The 15,497-nt window shown below is 74.4% G+C and carries 15 protein-coding genes; 10 read left to right on the top strand and 5 right to left on the bottom strand.

Annotation, left to right across the window (positions count from 1 at the left end; genetic code table 11):
• Positions 1 to 99: 99 nt before the first annotated feature.
• Positions 100 to 1,188: a GNAT family N-acetyltransferase gene (locus tag AB7J25_RS26390; RefSeq protein WP_428513287.1), complete on the bottom strand. Its 1,089-nt coding sequence runs from the start codon at positions 1,186 to 1,188 to the stop codon at positions 100 to 102.
• Positions 1,189 to 1,462: 274 nt separating this feature from the next.
• Here AB7J25_RS26390 and mftA point away from each other — a divergent pair, with 274 nt between their 5' ends.
• From mftA to mftE, 4 genes are all read left to right on the top strand, one after another.
• Positions 1,463 to 1,573 (top strand): mycofactocin precursor MftA, encoded by a 111-nt coding sequence (mftA, locus tag AB7J25_RS26385; protein WP_428513285.1) that lies wholly within the window; start codon positions 1,463 to 1,465, stop codon positions 1,571 to 1,573.
• Between the two features lie 10 nt (positions 1,574 to 1,583).
• Entirely contained in the window at positions 1,584 to 1,892 is a 309-nt protein-coding gene (gene mftB / locus AB7J25_RS26380; RefSeq protein ID WP_428513283.1) for a mycofactocin biosynthesis chaperone MftB, read from the top strand.
• The gene (gene mftC, locus AB7J25_RS26375) at positions 1,889 to 3,094 is read left to right on the top strand and encodes a mycofactocin radical SAM maturase (protein ID WP_428513281.1); all 1,206 of its coding nucleotides are present in this window, start codon (positions 1,889 to 1,891) and stop codon (positions 3,092 to 3,094) included. The genes mftB and mftC overlap by 4 nt, the downstream gene beginning before the upstream one ends.
• 81 nt (positions 3,095 to 3,175) lie before the next feature.
• The gene (gene mftE / locus AB7J25_RS26370) at positions 3,176 to 3,862 is read left to right on the top strand and encodes a mycofactocin biosynthesis peptidyl-dipeptidase MftE (RefSeq protein WP_428513280.1); all 687 of its coding nucleotides are present in this window, start codon (positions 3,176 to 3,178) and stop codon (positions 3,860 to 3,862) included.
• A gap of 276 nt (positions 3,863 to 4,138) precedes the next feature.
• On the opposite strand, the gene AB7J25_RS26365 is transcribed toward mftE, so the two are convergent.
• Positions 4,139 to 5,287: an alkaline phosphatase family protein gene (locus tag AB7J25_RS26365; protein ID WP_428513279.1), complete on the bottom strand. Its 1,149-nt coding sequence runs from the start codon at positions 5,285 to 5,287 to the stop codon at positions 4,139 to 4,141.
• A gap of 50 nt (positions 5,288 to 5,337) precedes the next feature.
• Between AB7J25_RS26365 and mftF the strand changes: the two genes are divergently transcribed.
• The 5 genes from mftF to AB7J25_RS26340 all read left to right on the top strand — a co-directional run bounded on the left by mftF (position 5,338) and on the right by AB7J25_RS26340 (position 11,992).
• Positions 5,338 to 6,942 (top strand): mycofactocin biosynthesis glycosyltransferase MftF, encoded by a 1,605-nt coding sequence (mftF, locus tag AB7J25_RS26360; RefSeq protein ID WP_428513277.1) that lies wholly within the window; start codon positions 5,338 to 5,340, stop codon positions 6,940 to 6,942.
• A 354-nt stretch (positions 6,943 to 7,296) separates the two neighbouring features.
• Positions 7,297 to 7,812, top strand: coding sequence for a (2Fe-2S)-binding protein (locus AB7J25_RS26355; RefSeq protein WP_428513275.1), 516 nt, complete (start codon positions 7,297 to 7,299; stop codon positions 7,810 to 7,812).
• 1 nt (position 7,813) lies between these two features.
• Complete coding sequence (locus tag AB7J25_RS26350) at positions 7,814 to 10,297, top strand: xanthine dehydrogenase family protein molybdopterin-binding subunit (RefSeq protein ID WP_428513273.1); 2,484 nt, start codon at positions 7,814 to 7,816, stop codon at positions 10,295 to 10,297.
• The gene (locus tag AB7J25_RS26345; RefSeq protein ID WP_428513271.1) at positions 10,294 to 11,145 is read left to right on the top strand and encodes an FAD binding domain-containing protein; all 852 of its coding nucleotides are present in this window, start codon (positions 10,294 to 10,296) and stop codon (positions 11,143 to 11,145) included. Before AB7J25_RS26350 ends, AB7J25_RS26345 begins: the two co-directional genes overlap by 4 nt.
• Positions 11,146 to 11,230: 85 nt before the next feature.
• Complete coding sequence (locus AB7J25_RS26340; protein ID WP_428513269.1) at positions 11,231 to 11,992, top strand: SRPBCC family protein; 762 nt, start codon at positions 11,231 to 11,233, stop codon at positions 11,990 to 11,992.
• A gap of 82 nt (positions 11,993 to 12,074) precedes the next feature.
• Here the strand turns inward: AB7J25_RS26340 and AB7J25_RS26335 are convergent, their stop codons facing one another.
• The 3 genes from AB7J25_RS26335 to AB7J25_RS26325 form a co-directional block, all read right to left on the bottom strand.
• Positions 12,075 to 12,542, bottom strand: coding sequence for a PepSY domain-containing protein (locus AB7J25_RS26335; protein ID WP_428513267.1), 468 nt, complete (start codon positions 12,540 to 12,542; stop codon positions 12,075 to 12,077).
• Positions 12,543 to 12,786: 244 nt separating this feature from the next.
• Entirely contained in the window at positions 12,787 to 14,094 is a 1,308-nt protein-coding gene (locus AB7J25_RS26330) for a sensor histidine kinase (RefSeq protein ID WP_428513265.1), read from the bottom strand.
• Positions 14,095 to 14,775 (bottom strand): response regulator transcription factor, encoded by a 681-nt coding sequence (locus AB7J25_RS26325; RefSeq protein ID WP_428513263.1) that lies wholly within the window; start codon positions 14,773 to 14,775, stop codon positions 14,095 to 14,097.
• 102 nt (positions 14,776 to 14,877) lie between these two features.
• On the opposite strand from AB7J25_RS26325, the gene AB7J25_RS26320 reads away from it, so the two are divergent.
• A complete protein-coding gene (locus AB7J25_RS26320) occupies positions 14,878 to 15,318 on the top strand; it encodes a hypothetical protein (RefSeq protein WP_428513261.1) in 441 nt (146 codons plus the stop codon).
• Positions 15,319 to 15,497: the final 179 nt, after the last annotated feature.

Raw genomic sequence — 15,497 nt, 5'->3', positions numbered from 1 at the left:
GGGGCGCGGGCCCGGCGGGCGCCGGACGGCCGCGGTGGTCGACGCCGCCGTGACCGCTCCGGAAGCGCGGACCGGACGCGGGCCCAGCGCCGGGCCGCCTCACGCGGGGCGGTGCGCCGCCCAGGACCGGCCGACCACGGCGAACCCCCGGCGGGCGTACCATCGCCGCGGCCAGTCCTCGGCGAGCGCGTCGAGCGCCACGACGTCGCAGCCCGCCTGGCGGGCGAGCTCCAGCGCGGCCGTGACGAGAGCGTTCCCGTGGCCGCGGCCCCGGGATGCCGCAAGCGTGTCGAGCGGCCCGAACGACGCCGTCGCCCCGTCGATCTTCAGCACGGTGGCCGCGACCGGCTCGCCACCCTCCCGTACCGCGAGAAACCGGACGTCCGTGACCGCGGCCTCGGCCGCGTGGCCGTCGAGCATCTGCCGGACCTCGGCGTCGTCGATGTCCGGGTATCGGGTGCGGCGGGTGGCCGTCCAGAGCGGGAGGAGGCCCCCGAGGTCGATCTGCTCGACACGCGGGGCGGCCCCCGGGGTGGGACGGGCGGCCATCGTCACCTCGGCATCGACGGTCCAGCCGCGCTCCGCCAAGCCCCGAGCCGTCCGGGCGAGGTGCTCTCCGTACAGGTACGCCACGCGGTACGGGAGACCCCAGCCACCGAGCACCCGGTCGGCGTCGGCGTCCACCTCGGCCGCTGTCGCCGGGCCCGTGACCTGCAGGTGGTTCGCGCTCCAGCGCCGTTCGAACCCCGGGCTGCGGATCGCCACGCCGCCCGTGACCGGCAACTCCTCGCCCGCCGCCCGGCGCCGGATCGCCGGGTCCACGCGGGCGGCCCGCTCCGCGACCGTCACCGGGAGGCGGCCCGGCGGGTCGAACCCGCCGTCGGCGCGCGGCCGGTACGGCATCGTCGCCAGCACCGCCGACGCCGGGACCCGCGCATAGGCGTGCGGGAACTGCCAGCCCTGCGGGTGGGGCGGGTCGCCGTCCTCGAAACGGACGCCGTCGAGGCGCTCGGGGTCGAGCACGAGGAGCACGACGTCGTCACGGCCGGCGTAGAGGTAGCCGGCCGGGTAGGCGACCTGCGCCGGCGTCGAGAGGTGGACGAACCCGCCGGTGGGCGGGTCGATGCCACCGGCCGCGAGGACGGCGCGCCAGCCGGCGGTGGTCTCGAGGTGCAGGAGTGGCTCCACGCGGGACAGTCTCGCGGTCGGGGTTCCCGCCTCCCGGGAGCGTCCCTCGGGCGCAGGCCGCGCCGTCCCGCCCCTGCGACGGCTCCGATGGCCGCGCTCGCCGGCACCCCGGTGCCGCCGGTGGCGGCTGATCCGCTCGGGCCTGCGGACGGCGCCGCGTGGGCCTGCCCGAACGTAGGGGAGGGGCGGCGCCGGGAGGACGGGCAAGGGTTGTCGGTCGTCGGATCGCCACCTACGGTCGAGCCGTCCCGCCCCCGACTCCTGGAGGAACTGGATGGCGCCCACGAACGAGACCGTGACCGATCCCGGCAGTGACACCGTCGAGCTGGTCGAGGAGAGCCTGGTCGAGGAGGTCTCCATCGACGGCATGTGCGGCGTCTACTAGACCGCCGACGATGAGCATCGACGCCGGGCCCACCGGCGCGGCCGGGGGCCCGGCGTTCGATCCCGACCGGCCGTTCCGCTGCAGCCCCAGCGTGGCGCTGCGCCCCGAGCCCTTCGGCGCGTTGGTCTACCACTTCGGTACGAGGCGGCTGTCGTTCCTCAAGACACCGCAGCTCGTGGAGGTCGTCTCCGGTCTGGAGCGGCACCCGTCCGTCCATGCGGCCATCGACGCAGCGGGCGTCGCGCCCGCCCACCGACCCGCGTATCTGAAGGCCCTGGCCGGCCTCGCCGAGAACGGAACCATCGAGGAGCGCGTGTGAAGCTGGTCGAGCACTTCCAGTACGGCCTCAACTCCCCGATCTGCCTGACCTGGGAGCTCACCTACGCCTGCAACCTCGCCTGCGTGCACTGCCTGTCGTCGTCCGGGCGCCGGGATCCGCGCGAGCTCACCACCGACGAGTGCAAGGCGGTCGTGGACGAGCTGCAGAGGATGCAGGTCTTCTACGTCAACGTCGGTGGTGGTGAGCCGACGGTCCGCCCGGACTTCTGGGAGCTGCTCGACTACGCGATCTCCCACGACGTCGGGGTGAAGTTCTCGACGAACGGCGTCAAGCTCGACAAGGCCCGGGCCCGCCAGCTCGCGGCCACGGACTACGTCGACGTCCAGATCTCCCTGGACGGCGCCACCCCCGAGGTCAACGACCACGTCCGCGGTCCCGGTTCGTACGCCACGGCCATGCGGGCGTTGGAGAACCTGGCCGAGGCCGGGTTCGTGCAGCCGAAGCTGTCGGTGGTGATGACGCGCCAGAACGTCGACCAGCTCGACGAGTTCAAGAACATCGCCGACAAGTTCGGCGCCCAGCTGCGGATCACCCGCCTGCGCCCGTCCGGGCGTGGCGCGGACGTATGGGACGAGCTGCACCCGACGCCCGGCCAGCAGCGCCAGATGTACGACTGGCTGCTCGCCAACGGCGACAAGGTCCTCACCGGCGACTCGTTCTTCCACCTCTCCGCCTACGGCGAGGCGCTGCCGGGGCTCAACCTGTGCGGCGCGGGGCGCGTCGTCTGCCTGATCGACCCGGTCGGTGACGTCTACGCGTGCCCGTTCGCGATCCACGAGAACTTCCTCGCCGGCAACGTCCGCTCGCCCGGCGGGTTCGAGGGCGTCTGGCGGGACTCGGAGCTGTTCGCAGACCTGCGCCGTCCCCAGACGGGCGGGGCATGCTCGTCGTGCATGCACTACGACAGCTGCCAGGGCGGCTGCATGGCGGCGAAGTTCTTCACCGGGCTGCCGCTGGACGGGCCGGACCCGGAGTGCGTGCGCGGCTTCGGTGAGCAGGCCTTGGCGGCGCGTTCCGACGAGACGGCCATCCCGAAGTCGGACGTCGACCACTCGCGATCGGCGCCGCGGAACTCGCGCACACCGGTGTGGCTGTCGCTCTCGGTCCCGCAGAAGCGGCCCGACCGGGCGTGCGACGAGAACCCGCTGGCCGGGATGCCGGTGCCGGTTGCCGGGAGCTGACCGGGCGCTCCCGTCCGTGACACACATGCTCGCGCACCTGCACACACCGCCGACGGTGTGTGCAGGCGCCGCGGGGTGTGTGTGACCGGCGAGCTCGGCGGCGCGGTCTGGCCCGAGGTGGGTGGGGCGACGCTGCTCGTCCCGGTGGGGTCGACCGAACAGCACGGCCCGCACCTGCCCCTGGACACCGACACCCGGATCGCGGTGGCCGTCGCTTCCCGGGCGGCCGCTGCGGCGGGCGCCGTCGTCACGCCACCGGTCGGGTTCACCGCGTCCGGCGAGCACGAAGGCTTTCCCGGCACGATCTCGATCGGGCACGACGCGCTCGCGGCCGTGCTGGTCGAGATCGGGCGGTCGGCATGCCGGTGGGCGCCGCGGCTCGTGTTCGTGAACGGCCACGGCGGCAACCTCCCGACGCTGCCCTCGGCCGTCCGGCGGCTGCGGGACGAGGGCCGCGACGTCGCCTGGTTCGTCTGTGGCGTGCCGGGTGGGGACGCGCACGCGGGGCGCAGCGAGACGTCGATCCTGCTGGCGCTCGATCCCGGCTCGGTGCGGCTGGACCGGGCCGAGGCCGGCGCGACGGCGCCACTGCCGGAGCTGCTCGACGCGCTGCGGGCCGGCGGGGTGGTCGCCGTCAGCCCGAGCGGGGTGCTGGGCGATCCCACGGGTGCGACGGCCGAGGAGGGCGGGGCGATGCTCGCCGCGATGACCTCGGCGCTGGTTGCGGGGCTGCGGCTCTGGGCGCCGGGGCGCGACGGGCGCCTGTGACCGCGAGTTGCGCATCCGGTGGCGGCGAGTTGCGCATCCTGCAGGCGGCGAGTTGCGGGTCCTGCAGGCGCGAGTTGCGCATCCTGCAGGCGCGAGTTGCGCATCCGGCAGGCGCGAGTTGCGGGTCCGGCGGCGGCGAGTTGCGCATCTGGCAGGCGGCGAGTTGCGCATCTCGCCGGCCGAACCGAGTCTCGCGGGCCGCCACTCGTCCGTCGCGGCTCCGTCACAGGGCGGTCTTGCCGCGAAGTGGGCGGCGGCGATGCAGGCGGCGACGCGTCAGCCCGAGCGTGCGATCAGCAACGGCACGAGCTGCTCCTCCGCCGACAGCGACCCGTGCTGCCCCGGCAGCTTCGACAGCAGCGGTTCCGCCTGCGACCGGATCACCGCAGCGGTGTCCCGTGCCGCGACGACGACGTCGCCGATCCGGTCCGCGACCAGCGGGCCGACCGGCCCGAACCACCCGTCCTCGACGGCCTGCTCCCGCGACACCACCCACGCCGCGTCCCCCAGCACCGCCCGCCACGCCGCCAGCACGTCCTCGGCCGCCCCCGGCAGCGCGTAGACGTGGCGGGCTCGGGGATCGCCGCCGAGCAGATCGACACCCCGCTGCAGGTCCGGGTCGTCGTCGGCGTCGAAGATCCGGGACATGCGCACCATGCCGTGGTCGCCGGTTACGGCGAGCACCGCGTCCGGGGGCAGGTGCTCGGCGATCAACCCGGCCAGCCTGTCCACCTGTGCCAGCTGCAGCCGCCACGGCAGCGACCCCGGCCCGCGGGCGTGCCCGAGGGCGTCGAGGTCGGCGTGGTAGCCGTAGCAGAGCCGCAGCCCCGGGCCGGTGAGCGCGCCGATGATCTCGGCGGCGAGGTCGCCCAGCGCGTGCACGCCGCGGTAGCGCCCGCCGCGCAGCGCCGCCCTGGTGAGCCCGGATCCGCGGAACATGCGCGCCGACACCACGGTCACGTCGACACCCGCCGCCTCGGCCCGTTCGAAGGCCGTCGGCTCGGGCTGGACGCGTTCGGGTGGCAGCAGCTCGCGCAGGTCCGGGGCGTTCGGACGGCCGTGGACCGTCCACTTCAGCGTGTCGAGCAACGTCGAGTCCGCGCGCATGGCGATGCCGACGATCCCGTGTGCGCCCGGCGGCGTGCCCGTGCCCAGCGACGCCAGGCTGATGGACGTGCTCGATGGGAACCCGACCGTGACGGGCCCGGCGTCGGGCAGGCTCGCGAGGAACGGGGCGTCGGCGGCGTGAGCGCGCAATAGCTCGGAGCCGAGACCGTCCACGAGCAGCAGCGCCGCCGCCCGGGCGGGTTCGACGACCAGGGCGTTCTCCGGTCGTTCCGGCGCCACCCCGAGGGCGCCGAGGAGTGCGGGCAGCACCTCTGCGAGCGATCGGACGCCGTACGCGGGACGGATCGGGCTCGTCATGCCCGCAGTCTGGCCGATCCGGTGGGGCCGCCGCCTACCCTGACCGAGCCATGACCACACTCGCGTCGCCGCCGCTGGACCTCGCCCTCCCGCCGGGGTTCCGCGTCGCCCTGGACCGGCGCGTTCGCGTCCGGGACGGCGGCGCCGTCCTCATCGGGGGTGCGCCGCCGCGGCTCGTCCGGCTCGCGCCTGCGGCGCGGCGGCTGCTGCGGGCGCGGACGTTCACCGTCACCGACACGACCACGGCGGCGCTCGCCCGGCGGCTGCTCGACGGCGGGATCGTGCACCCGGTCCTGGCGGAACCCGCATCGCGGCCTGATGGAATCCGCAACTCGCGGCCGCCAGATGCGCAACTCGCGGTCACGGTGGTGGTGCCGGTGAAGGACCGGACGGACGGGTTGCGGCGGTTGCTCGCGGCGCTGCCGTCCGGGTTCGGCGGCGAGGCGGACCGCGCGGGGTTCGGCGGCGAGGCGGACCGCGCGGGGTTGGGCGGCGAGGTGGTCGTCGTGGACGACGGCTCCGCCGATCCCGCGGCGGTCCGTGCCGTCGCGGAGGCCGCAGGGGCGCGGGTCCTGCGCCACGACATCCCGCGCGGCCCCGCCGCGGCCCGCAACGCCGGTGCCGCGCTCGCCCGCACGCCGCTCGTCGCCTTCCTCGATTCCGACGTCGTCCCCGCCCCGGGCTGGCTGGAGATCCTCGGTGCGCACTTCGCCGATCCTGCGGTGGCCCTTGCCGCACCGCGGATCGTCGCGTTGCCGCCGGTCGACGGCGTACTGGGCCGCTACGAGGCCGTGCGGTCCTCCCTCGATCTCGGGCTGGACCCCGCGCTGATCGTGCCCCGCACCCGGGTGGCGTACGTCCCGAGCGCGGCGCTGGTCGTGCGGCGGGAGGCGCTGGGAGCGGGGTTCGACGAGCGGTTGCACGTCGCCGAGGACGTCGACCTCGTTCTGCGGCTGTACGCCGCGGGCTGGCGGCTGCGCTACGACCCGGCGGCGCGGGTGGCCCACGACCACCGCACCTCCCCGCGAGCGTGGTGGCTGCGCAAGGCTTTCTACGGGACGGGGGCGGCCCCGCTCGCGCGCCGGCACGTGGGATCGGTTCCGCCGATGGTGCTGACGCCGTGGGCGGCCGCGGTGGCCGCGCTGCTGCTGACGGGCCGGCTCAAGGGGCTCGCCGTCGCGGTGGCGATCGGCGCGGTCGCGACGGAGCGGCTGGCCCGCAGCCTGGGAGCGCCGCCGCTGCGGGACATCGGACGACGGGCGGCGCGGGAGGTCGCGGCCTCCTCCCGCGGCCTGGCCTCCTCCCGCGGCCCGGCCCCCCTCGCGCGCCCCCGCGCCACCGCGGCATTCCTCGTGGCGCTGGGCGCCGCGGGTGCGGTCGGGCAGACGGTGGACGCCGTGAACCGCCACTACTGGCCACTCAGCGCGCTCGCCTGCCTCGCGTCCCGCCGCGCCCGGCGCACGGTGGCGGTGATCGCGCTGGCCGAGGGGGTCGTCGACTGGTGGCGGGCCGATCCCGGGAACCGCCCGCCGCTGCCCGCGCACGTCCTCGCCCGCCGTCTCGACGACCTCGCCTACGGCGCCGGGCTCTGGTGGGGTGCGGTGCGGCACCGGACGGTGGCTCCACTCGTGCCGGGACGTCCCGGCACGGCGTGAGCGCCGCAGCCGTCGCGGTGATCACGGGGCCCGGGCACCGCCGCGCGGCGTCGCACGTGGACCGAACCGGCCGTCAGGACTAGTCCGAAGGGGTGGTCATCCCGCCGCGCTCAACCCGCATCAGCGGAATTCTCGGCCCATTCGGTTCGCGCCAGCGGAGATAGCTCCGACCCGTGTGTGACGCAGGTGGGCGCGGCCCTCGTCCGGGTCGTTCGGGGCCGCTGCGGCGCCCTTGCACGGGTGCATGATCGGCGGTGTGATGTGCCGGCCGCCACACCCGCGGTGGTCCGGCGTGCGCACGCCCCGGAGCCACGAAACGGCCGGGCGGTCTTGTCGATGTCGAGGAGTGAGCTCATGGCACAGGTCCGGGTCACCGTCGACGGCGTGAACTACGCCGACGACGTCGAGCCCCGCATGCTGTTGGTGTACTACCTGAGAGAGCGCCTGGGTAAGACCGGGACCGTCGTCGGTTGCGACACCAGCAACTGCGGCGCATGCACCGTGCATCTCAACGGGCAGAGCGTGAAGTCGTGCTCCGTGCTGGCGGTTCAGGCCGACGGCGGCGAGGTCACCACGATCGAGGGCATCGCCCGCGACGGGAAGCTGCACCCGGTGCAGCAGGCGTTCCACGAGAACCACGCCCTCCAGTGCGGCTACTGCACGCCGGGGATGATCATGCAGGCCATCGACCTGCTCGGTGACAACCCCGACCCCGACGAGCGGGAGGTCCGCGAGGGCATTGAGGGCAACCTCTGCCGCTGCACGGGCTACCAGAACATCGTCAGGGCCGTGCAGGCCGCCGCGCAGAAGATGAAGCCCGGCGCGCAGGCCGACACCCCGGCGACGGCGTCGGTGGCAGGAGGCAACTGAGTTGACCGCGACCGCTGAACCCACCACTCAGGTCGGCCAGTCCCGTCTCCGCAAGGAGGACGCGCGCCTCATCACCGGCCGGACCAAATGGACCGACAACATCGACCTCACCGGGATGCTGCACATCGCGATGGTGCGCAGCCCCGTCGCGCACGGCCGCATCACGAGCATCGACGTGTCCGCGGCTAAGCAGATGCCGGGCGTCGTCGCCGTCTACACCGGTGCGGACCTGGACGCGGAGCAGTCCGCGCTGCCCTGCGCGTGGCCGATCAACGCCGAGGCCACCCCACCGCGACACGTGTCGATCGCTGTGGACAAGGTGAACTTCGCCGGTGAGATCGTCGCCGTCGTCGTGGCCCGCGACGTCGCCTCCGCGAAGGACGCCACCGAGGCCGTCGAGGTCGACTACGACCCGATCGACCCGGTGCTCGACCTGGAGGCGGCGATCGCCGAGGGCGCCGCGCCCATCCACGCGGACCTCGGCTCGAACAGGTGGGTCACGTTCCCCTTCGACTCCGTCGCCGCGGGCGCGACCAGCGGACCCACCGCCGACGAGGCCATCGCCGCCGCCGAGGCGGACCCCGACTCCGTGGTCGTGAAGCGGAGGTGGCGCCAGAACCGGCTCATCCCGGCGTTCATGGAGCCCCGGTCCGTCGTCATCGACCCCACCGGCGAGCAGATGGTCGTCTACTCGGCCACGCAGATCCCGCACGTCCTGCGGGTCATGCTGGGCGTGGTGCTGGGCCTGCCCGAGCACAAGGTCCGCGTCATCGCTCCGGACGTGGGCGGCGGCTTCGGCGGCAAGCTGCAGGTCATCCCGGAGGAGATCCTCTCCATCCTGGTCTCGCGCCGCCTGGGCAAGCCGGTGAAGTGGACCGAGACCCGCTCGGAGTCGATGGTGTCGGCCCACCACGGCCGCGACCAGATCCAGGAGGTCACGCTCGCCGCGAAGAAGGACGGCACCTTCACCGCGCTGAAGTTCGACATCACTGCGGACATGGGCGCCTACTTCGGCCTCTTCACCCCGGCCGTTCCCGTCTTCGGCGCGTTCATCGGCCCGGCCATCTACAAGATCCCGTCCTACATGGCGGTCTTCACCGACGTCTTCACCAACAAGACGCCGACCGACGCCTACCGCGGCGCGGGCCGTCCCGAGGTGACGTTCGCGATCGAGCGGATCGTGGACGAGCTGGCCGTCGAGCTCGGCCGCGACCCGCTGGAGCTGCGCGAGCAGAACTGGATCAAGAACACCGAGTTCCCGTACACGAACGCCGGTGGCCTGACCTACGACTCGGGCAACTACGAGGCCGCCACCGCGAAGGCCGTCGAGCTGTTCGACTACGCCGGTCTGCGCCGCGAGCAGGAGGAGCGACGCGCCTCGGGCGACCCGGTGCAGCTGGGTATCGGCATCTCGACGTTCACCGAGATGTGCGGTCTCGCGCCGTCGCGCCTGCTGGGTGCGCTGGGCGCGGGCGCAGGCGGCTGGGAGTACGCCGCCATCCGCATGCTCCCGACCGGGGCCGTCGAGGTCGTCACCGGTTCGTCCGCGCACGGGCAGGGTCACGAGACGGCCTGGGCGCAGATCGCGTCGGACCAGCTCGGCATCCCGTTCGAGAACATCGAGGTCCTGCACGGCGACACCCAGGTGGCGCCGAAGGGCATGGACACCTACGGCTCGCGCTCGCTGCCCGTCGGCGGCACCGCGGTCGTGAAGGCCGCGCAGAAGGTCGTCGAGAAGGCGAAGAAGGTCGCGGCGCACCTGCTCGAGGCGTCCGAGGACGACATCGACTTCGAGAAGGGCCGGTTCTCCGTCCGGGGCACCGACAAGGGCATCACGATGCCGGAGGTCGTGTTCGCGACCTTCCTGTCGCACAACTTCCCCGAGGGCGTCGAGCCGTCGCTGGACTCGGACTACACGTTCGACCCGGAGAACTTCTCCTTCCCGCACGGCACGCACCTCGCCGCGATCGAGGTCGACACCGACACCGGCAAGGTCAACCTGCGCAAGTACGTCTGCGTGGACGACGTCGGTTCGGTCGTCAACCCGCTGCTCGTCGAGGGCCAGATCCACGGCGGGCTCGCGCAGGGCATCGCCCAGGCCCTCTACGAGGAGGCCAACTACGACGAGCAGGGCACGCTCGTCAACGGCACGTTCGTGGACTACACGCTCCCGTCGGCGGCGGACCTGCCGAGCTTCGTCACCGACCGCACCGAGACCCCGGCGACCTCGAACCCGCTGGGTGTCAAGGGCGTCGGCGAGGCAGGCTGCATCGCCTCCACCCCGGCGATCGTCAACGGTGTGGTCGACGCGATCCGCCACCTCGGCGTCACCCAGGTCGAGATGCCCACCACGTCGCAGCGGGTGTGGCGGGCACTCCAGGAGGCCAAGGGGCGCTCCACCCAGGAGACCCCGGTCGACACCCACTCGCCGGGTGCCGGCTTGGGCTCGATCGACCCGAACAACCCCCAGGGGGAGGTCCAGTGATCCCGGCCAAGTTCGACTACGTCAAGCCGTCGTCGATCGAAGACGCGGTGGAGGCCCTGCGTGCCGGGGGCGACGACGCGAAGATCCTCGCGGGCGGGCAGAGCCTGATCCCGGTGCTGCGGCTGCGCCTCGCGGCGCCGTCCGTGCTGATCGACCTCGGCGGTATCGCCGAGCTGCGCGGCATCCGCGAGGACGGGGACCGGATCGCGATCGGGGCGATGACGTCCTACTACGACATCGTGCGCGACGACCTCGTGAAGCAGCACGTCACGCTGCTCGCGCAGGCGACGGAGACGGTGGCGGACAACCAGGTGCGCCACCGGGGCACGCTGGGCGGCTCCCTGGCCCATGCCGACCCCGCGGGCGACCTCGGCGGGACGGCGCTCGCGCTGGACGCGGAGCTGGTCATCGCGGGCGGCTCGGGTACCCGCACGGTGCCGGCGGCGGAGTTCTTCGTGGACTACTTCACCACGGCGCTCGGCGAGAGCGAGATCCTCACCGAGATCCGGTTCCCGCGCTACACCGGCTGGGGTAGCCACTACGAGAAGTTCAACCGGACCGCGCAGGCGTGGTCGATGGTCGCCATCGCGGCCGCCATCCGGACCGAGGGCGGCACGATCGCCGAGGCCCGCGTCGGGCTCACCAACATGGGAGCGACCCCGTTGCGCGCCACCGGCGTCGAGCAGGCGCTCGTCGGCCAACCCGCGACGGCCGAGGCCATCCGGGCCGCGGCCGAACGGGTCACCGAGGGCACCGCCGCGCCGAGTGACGCCGACGCCGCCGCGGACTACCGTGAGCATCTCGCCAGGGTGCTCACCGGTCGGGCCGTCCTGGCCGCCGCGGGCTGAACGTCGTAGTCGTTGCACATCGTGAGCGCCTGCCTCGGGTACCCGGGGCAGGCGCTCACGCTTTGGACCTGAGGAGACGAGATTCATGCAGCTGGAGAACACGTTCACGATCGCGGCGCCGATCGACAAGGCCTGGGAGGCCCTGAACACGCCGACGACGGTCGCGCCGTGCTTCCCCGGTGCCGCCCTGGAGAGCTACGAGGGGGACTCCTTCACCGGCACGGTGAAGGTGAAGCTCGGCCCGATCTCGCTCACCTACAAGGGCAAGGGCACCTACAAGTCCCGCGATGACGAGGCCAAGGTCGTGGTGATCGAGGCGAGTGGGCGGGACTCCCGCGGCAACGGCACCGCGAGTGCCACCGTCACGGGCTCGATGAAGTCGGACGGGCCCGACAAGACGTCGGTCACGATGGTCACCGACATGACGATCACGGGCAGGCCCGCGCAGTTCGGACGTGGCGTGATGTCGGATGTCGCAGACAAGATCATCGGCCAGTTCGCGTCGTGCGTGGCGGACAAGCTCGCCCCGCAGCCGGCCGCGGCCGAGGGTGCCGCGGCCGAGGGCGCGGCTGCGCCCGCCGCTGCGGCGCAGGCGAGTGGCAGCACGAACGGCTCCGGCGCAGCGGCCACCGCCACGAAGACCGCCACGGGCCCGGCCCTCACCTCCACTCCGGCCGCGGCGGCGGCCAGCACGCCCGCCCCGGCCCAGATGCGCAGCGAGATCGACGCGATCGACCTGCTCGACACCGCGGGTGCCCCGGTGCTCAAGCGGCTGGCGCCGGTGATCGGCGGCGGGCTGCTGCTGATCCTGATCGTGGTGCTGCTGCGCAGGCGGCGGCGCTCGTGACCTCCTGACCCGGCACGCGGGCGAGGGCCGCACACCGTCGTGGTGTGCGGCTGTGGTGTGCGGCCCTCGCCGTCGGGTGGGGTCAGTCGTCGTCCCGGTCGTCCCACCGGTCGTCCCGGTCGTCCCACCGGTCATCGTCGTCGCGGTCGACGCGCAGGACCGTGCCGTCCTTCCGGGCGACGTCGACGTCGTGCTCGACGCCGTCGCGGATCACGTCGACCTCCCAGATCGGCACGCCGTGCTCGACGTCGCGCTCGATGCTCTCGACCCGGCCGCCGCCCACGTGGGCCACGGCGGCGGCACCGGCGGCCTCGGGGGTGACGTCCTCGCCCGACGCGGGTGCGGCCGCCGTGGCGGGCAGGCCTGCGGCCGGGACGGGCAGCGCGGTGTCGGTGCTCGTGGTGTCGGTGCTCGCGGTGTCCGTGCTCGCGGTGACGGGGAGCGCGGCCGGGGCGGCGACGCCGGCGGGCTCGGCGATGGCGATGCCCGTGACGGTGATGCCTGCGGCGGCGACGAGGGCGGTGGCGAGGACGGCGCGGGTGAGGTTCACGGTGGCTCTCCGGAGGTTCGTGGGGTGTCCGTTGTCGAAGTCGCTGTCGAGGTCGACGGTCTCCGGATCGAGGTGAGCGGCGCGCTGCGCGGGCCCTAACGGCGTCCTATGTCCGCGCGCCCGCCCCGGCTCCCGCGAACGGCCCGTACGGGAAGTCCTATTTCCCGTACGGGCCGTTCGCGCGATGGGACGGCGGGGTCGCGGCAATGGAGCGGTGCCGTTCGCGCGATGGCGGCCGGCGGCCTCACACGGCGGCGCGGGCCATCCGCAGGGTGACGCGCAGGCCCCGCCAGGTGCCGGCGGCGTCGCGCCCGCTGCCGGCGGCCTGCCCGGCGCTGTCGAGGAGCAGCGCACCCCCCGCGGCCTCGGCGGCGCGGCGGGCGATGTCGAGGCCGAGCCCGGTCGAGCCCGCGCGGCTGGCCCCGCGGTCGGCGGCGGCGGGGTCGGGCAGCCCCGGCCCGTCGTCGGCGACCACCAGTTCGACGGTCCCCCCGCCGCGCAGTGTCACGGAGAACGGGGTGCCGTCGGGAGTGTGGGCGAAGACGTTGCCGAGCAGGGCGTCGACGGCCGCCTCGAGGTCGGCGCGGGGGAGCGGGACGGGCAGCGGCCCGTCGGCGATCGCGACGGTGAGGGCGCGGTCGGTGTCCTCGGCGAGCACGGCCCAGAACGCCACCCGCTCCCGGACGGCCGCGGCGGCGTCGCAGCTGCGGGCGGGCTCGGGGCCGCGGCGCCGGGCCTGCTCGATGGCCCGGGTGACGGCGGCCTGCACCGCCTCGACACCGGCGGAGAGTCGCTCCGCTTCGGCGGGGTCGCGCAGCGCCTCGGCGTCCAGGCGCAGCGCGGTCAAGGGCGTGCGGACGCGGTGGGCGAGATCGGCGACCGTCTCGCGCTCCTCGCGCAGCAGTTCGGTGATGCGTCCCGCGAGGCCGTTCAGCGCCACCGCGACGACGCCGAGCTCGCCGGGCCCGGCCGGGTCCGCGCGGGCGTCGAGATCGCCCGCGGCGAGCCGGTGCGACACCGACGCGAGGTCCTCCCCGGCCCGCACGAGCGTGCGGGCGAGCCGGTCCGCGACCACGAGGCTGATCGCGAGCAGCCCGAGCCCCAGCCCCGCCAACAGCAGCCAGGACCGCCCGACCCCCGCGGTGAGGGCGGCGTCCGGCACGAACGTGCGGATCACGCCGGTGGCACCCGCGGCGTCGCGGACGGCGAACACGATCTCCCGCCCGCCGTCGACGTCCCCGGAGGCGCTGGTGCCCAGCGTCGCCAGCTCGACGAGCGGCGTGCGCGGCGACGGGGTGCCGAGGACGCCCCCGTCGGGCAGGTGCACGGTGAGCGCCGACGGCGACGTGGCGTCCACCTGGGCCACCGCGAGCGCGAGCTCCGCGCGGTCGGCCGTCGCGACCAGCGCCGAGAGCGTCTGGGCCTCGGCCGTCGCGGCGAGGACGGCCCGGTCCGCGGCGACGGAGCGCAGCAGCAGCGCCAGCGGTACCAGGAACGCGACGAGCACGAGCGACGTCGTCGCCCCGACCAGGACGAGCAGGCGGCGGCGCATCTACGCGGGGGCCGAGATCCGCACGCCGACCCCGCGCACCGCGTGCAGGTAGCGCGGGCTCTGCGCGCTCTCGCCGAGCTTGCGGCGCAGCCAGGACAGGTGGACGTCGACGGTCTTGTCCGCGCCCCCGTAGGGCAGCCGCCAGACCTCGGTGAGCAGCTCCCGCTTGCTGACGACCTGGTCGGCGCGGGCGGCGAGGTAGTGGAGGAGGTCGAACTCGCGCGGGGTGAGGTCGAGGGCCGTGCCGTCCAGCTCGGCGCGCCGCGACCGCGGATCGACCCGCAGCCCGCCGACGACGACCTCGCCGTCCGCGGCGGTGCCGCCCACCCGGCGCAGGACGGCCCGGATGCGGGCGTCGAGCTGGGCGGCGCCGAAGGGCTTCACGAGGTAGTCGTCCGCGCCGGCGTCGAGGACGGCCACGATGTCGCGCTCCTCGTCCCGGGCGGTCGCGACGATCACCGGTACCCGGCTCGCGCCGCGCAGCATCCGCAGCATGGTGGCTCCGTCGAGGTCCGGCAGGCCGAGGTCGAGGACGACCAGGTCCGGGCGGGTGCGCACGGCCTGCTCCAGCCCGGCGAGCGCGGCCGCGGCCGAGTCGACGGCATGCCCGCGCTCGGTGAGGCCGCGGATGAGCGCGCCGCGGATCGCGGGATCGTCCTCGACGAGGAGCACGTGGGCCACCCGCGCACCCTAGATCGTGCGGCGGGCCGCTGTCGGTCCGTGGCGGCGGGCTTTCGGAGCGCCTTAGGGGCCCGTTAACCGGCGGCACGGCAGGCTGGAGCCATGAGCAGGCAGCGCGGGATCGCCGTCGCAGCGGCCTGGGTGCTCGCGGCCGTGGTCGCGACGTCGCTCGGGCTGCTCGCCGTCGGCGCGATCGGCGACGGCCTCTCGGGGCCGGTCGCGCGCCCGCTCTCGCCGGACGAGGTGACCGCGCAGCTCGCCGCCGCGCGGACGGCGGCTCCGGCGGTGGCTCCGGGCCCGGCCCCGCCCGGCACGGCGGCCCCGCAGGTGGTGGCCACGGCGGGCGGCACCGTCGCGGCGCGCTGCGTGGACGGCCGTCCGCAGGTCGTCGCTGCGACGCCGGGGCAGGGTTTCCGCGTCGACGACCCGGGGGAGCGCCGCGACGAGGTGACGTTCGAGTCCGAGGCGCTCGACGTCGAGGTGCGGCTGGCCTGCCGGGACGGCGCGCCGGTGGCGCAGGTGCGGGAGGACCGGGAGGACTGATCGCCCAAGCCTCCCCGCCGCAACGAGCGGCGCGTTCGTCCTACTGAGTTGGACGAACGCGCCGCTCGTTGCCGGGGTGGGTGGGGCTGCCGGGGTGGGTGGCGCGGCGGGGGTGAGGATGCAGGCATGCGTCCCGGACCGCACAACGCCCTCACCGACGTCGACGGCCTGCGGGTGGG

The organism is Pseudonocardia sp. (assembly GCF_050246655.1).
GTDB lineage: Bacteria > Actinomycetota > Actinomycetes > Mycobacteriales > Pseudonocardiaceae > Pseudonocardia.
Note: the sequence above shows the minus strand (reverse complement) of the source record. Positions and strands in the feature narration are given on the sequence as shown.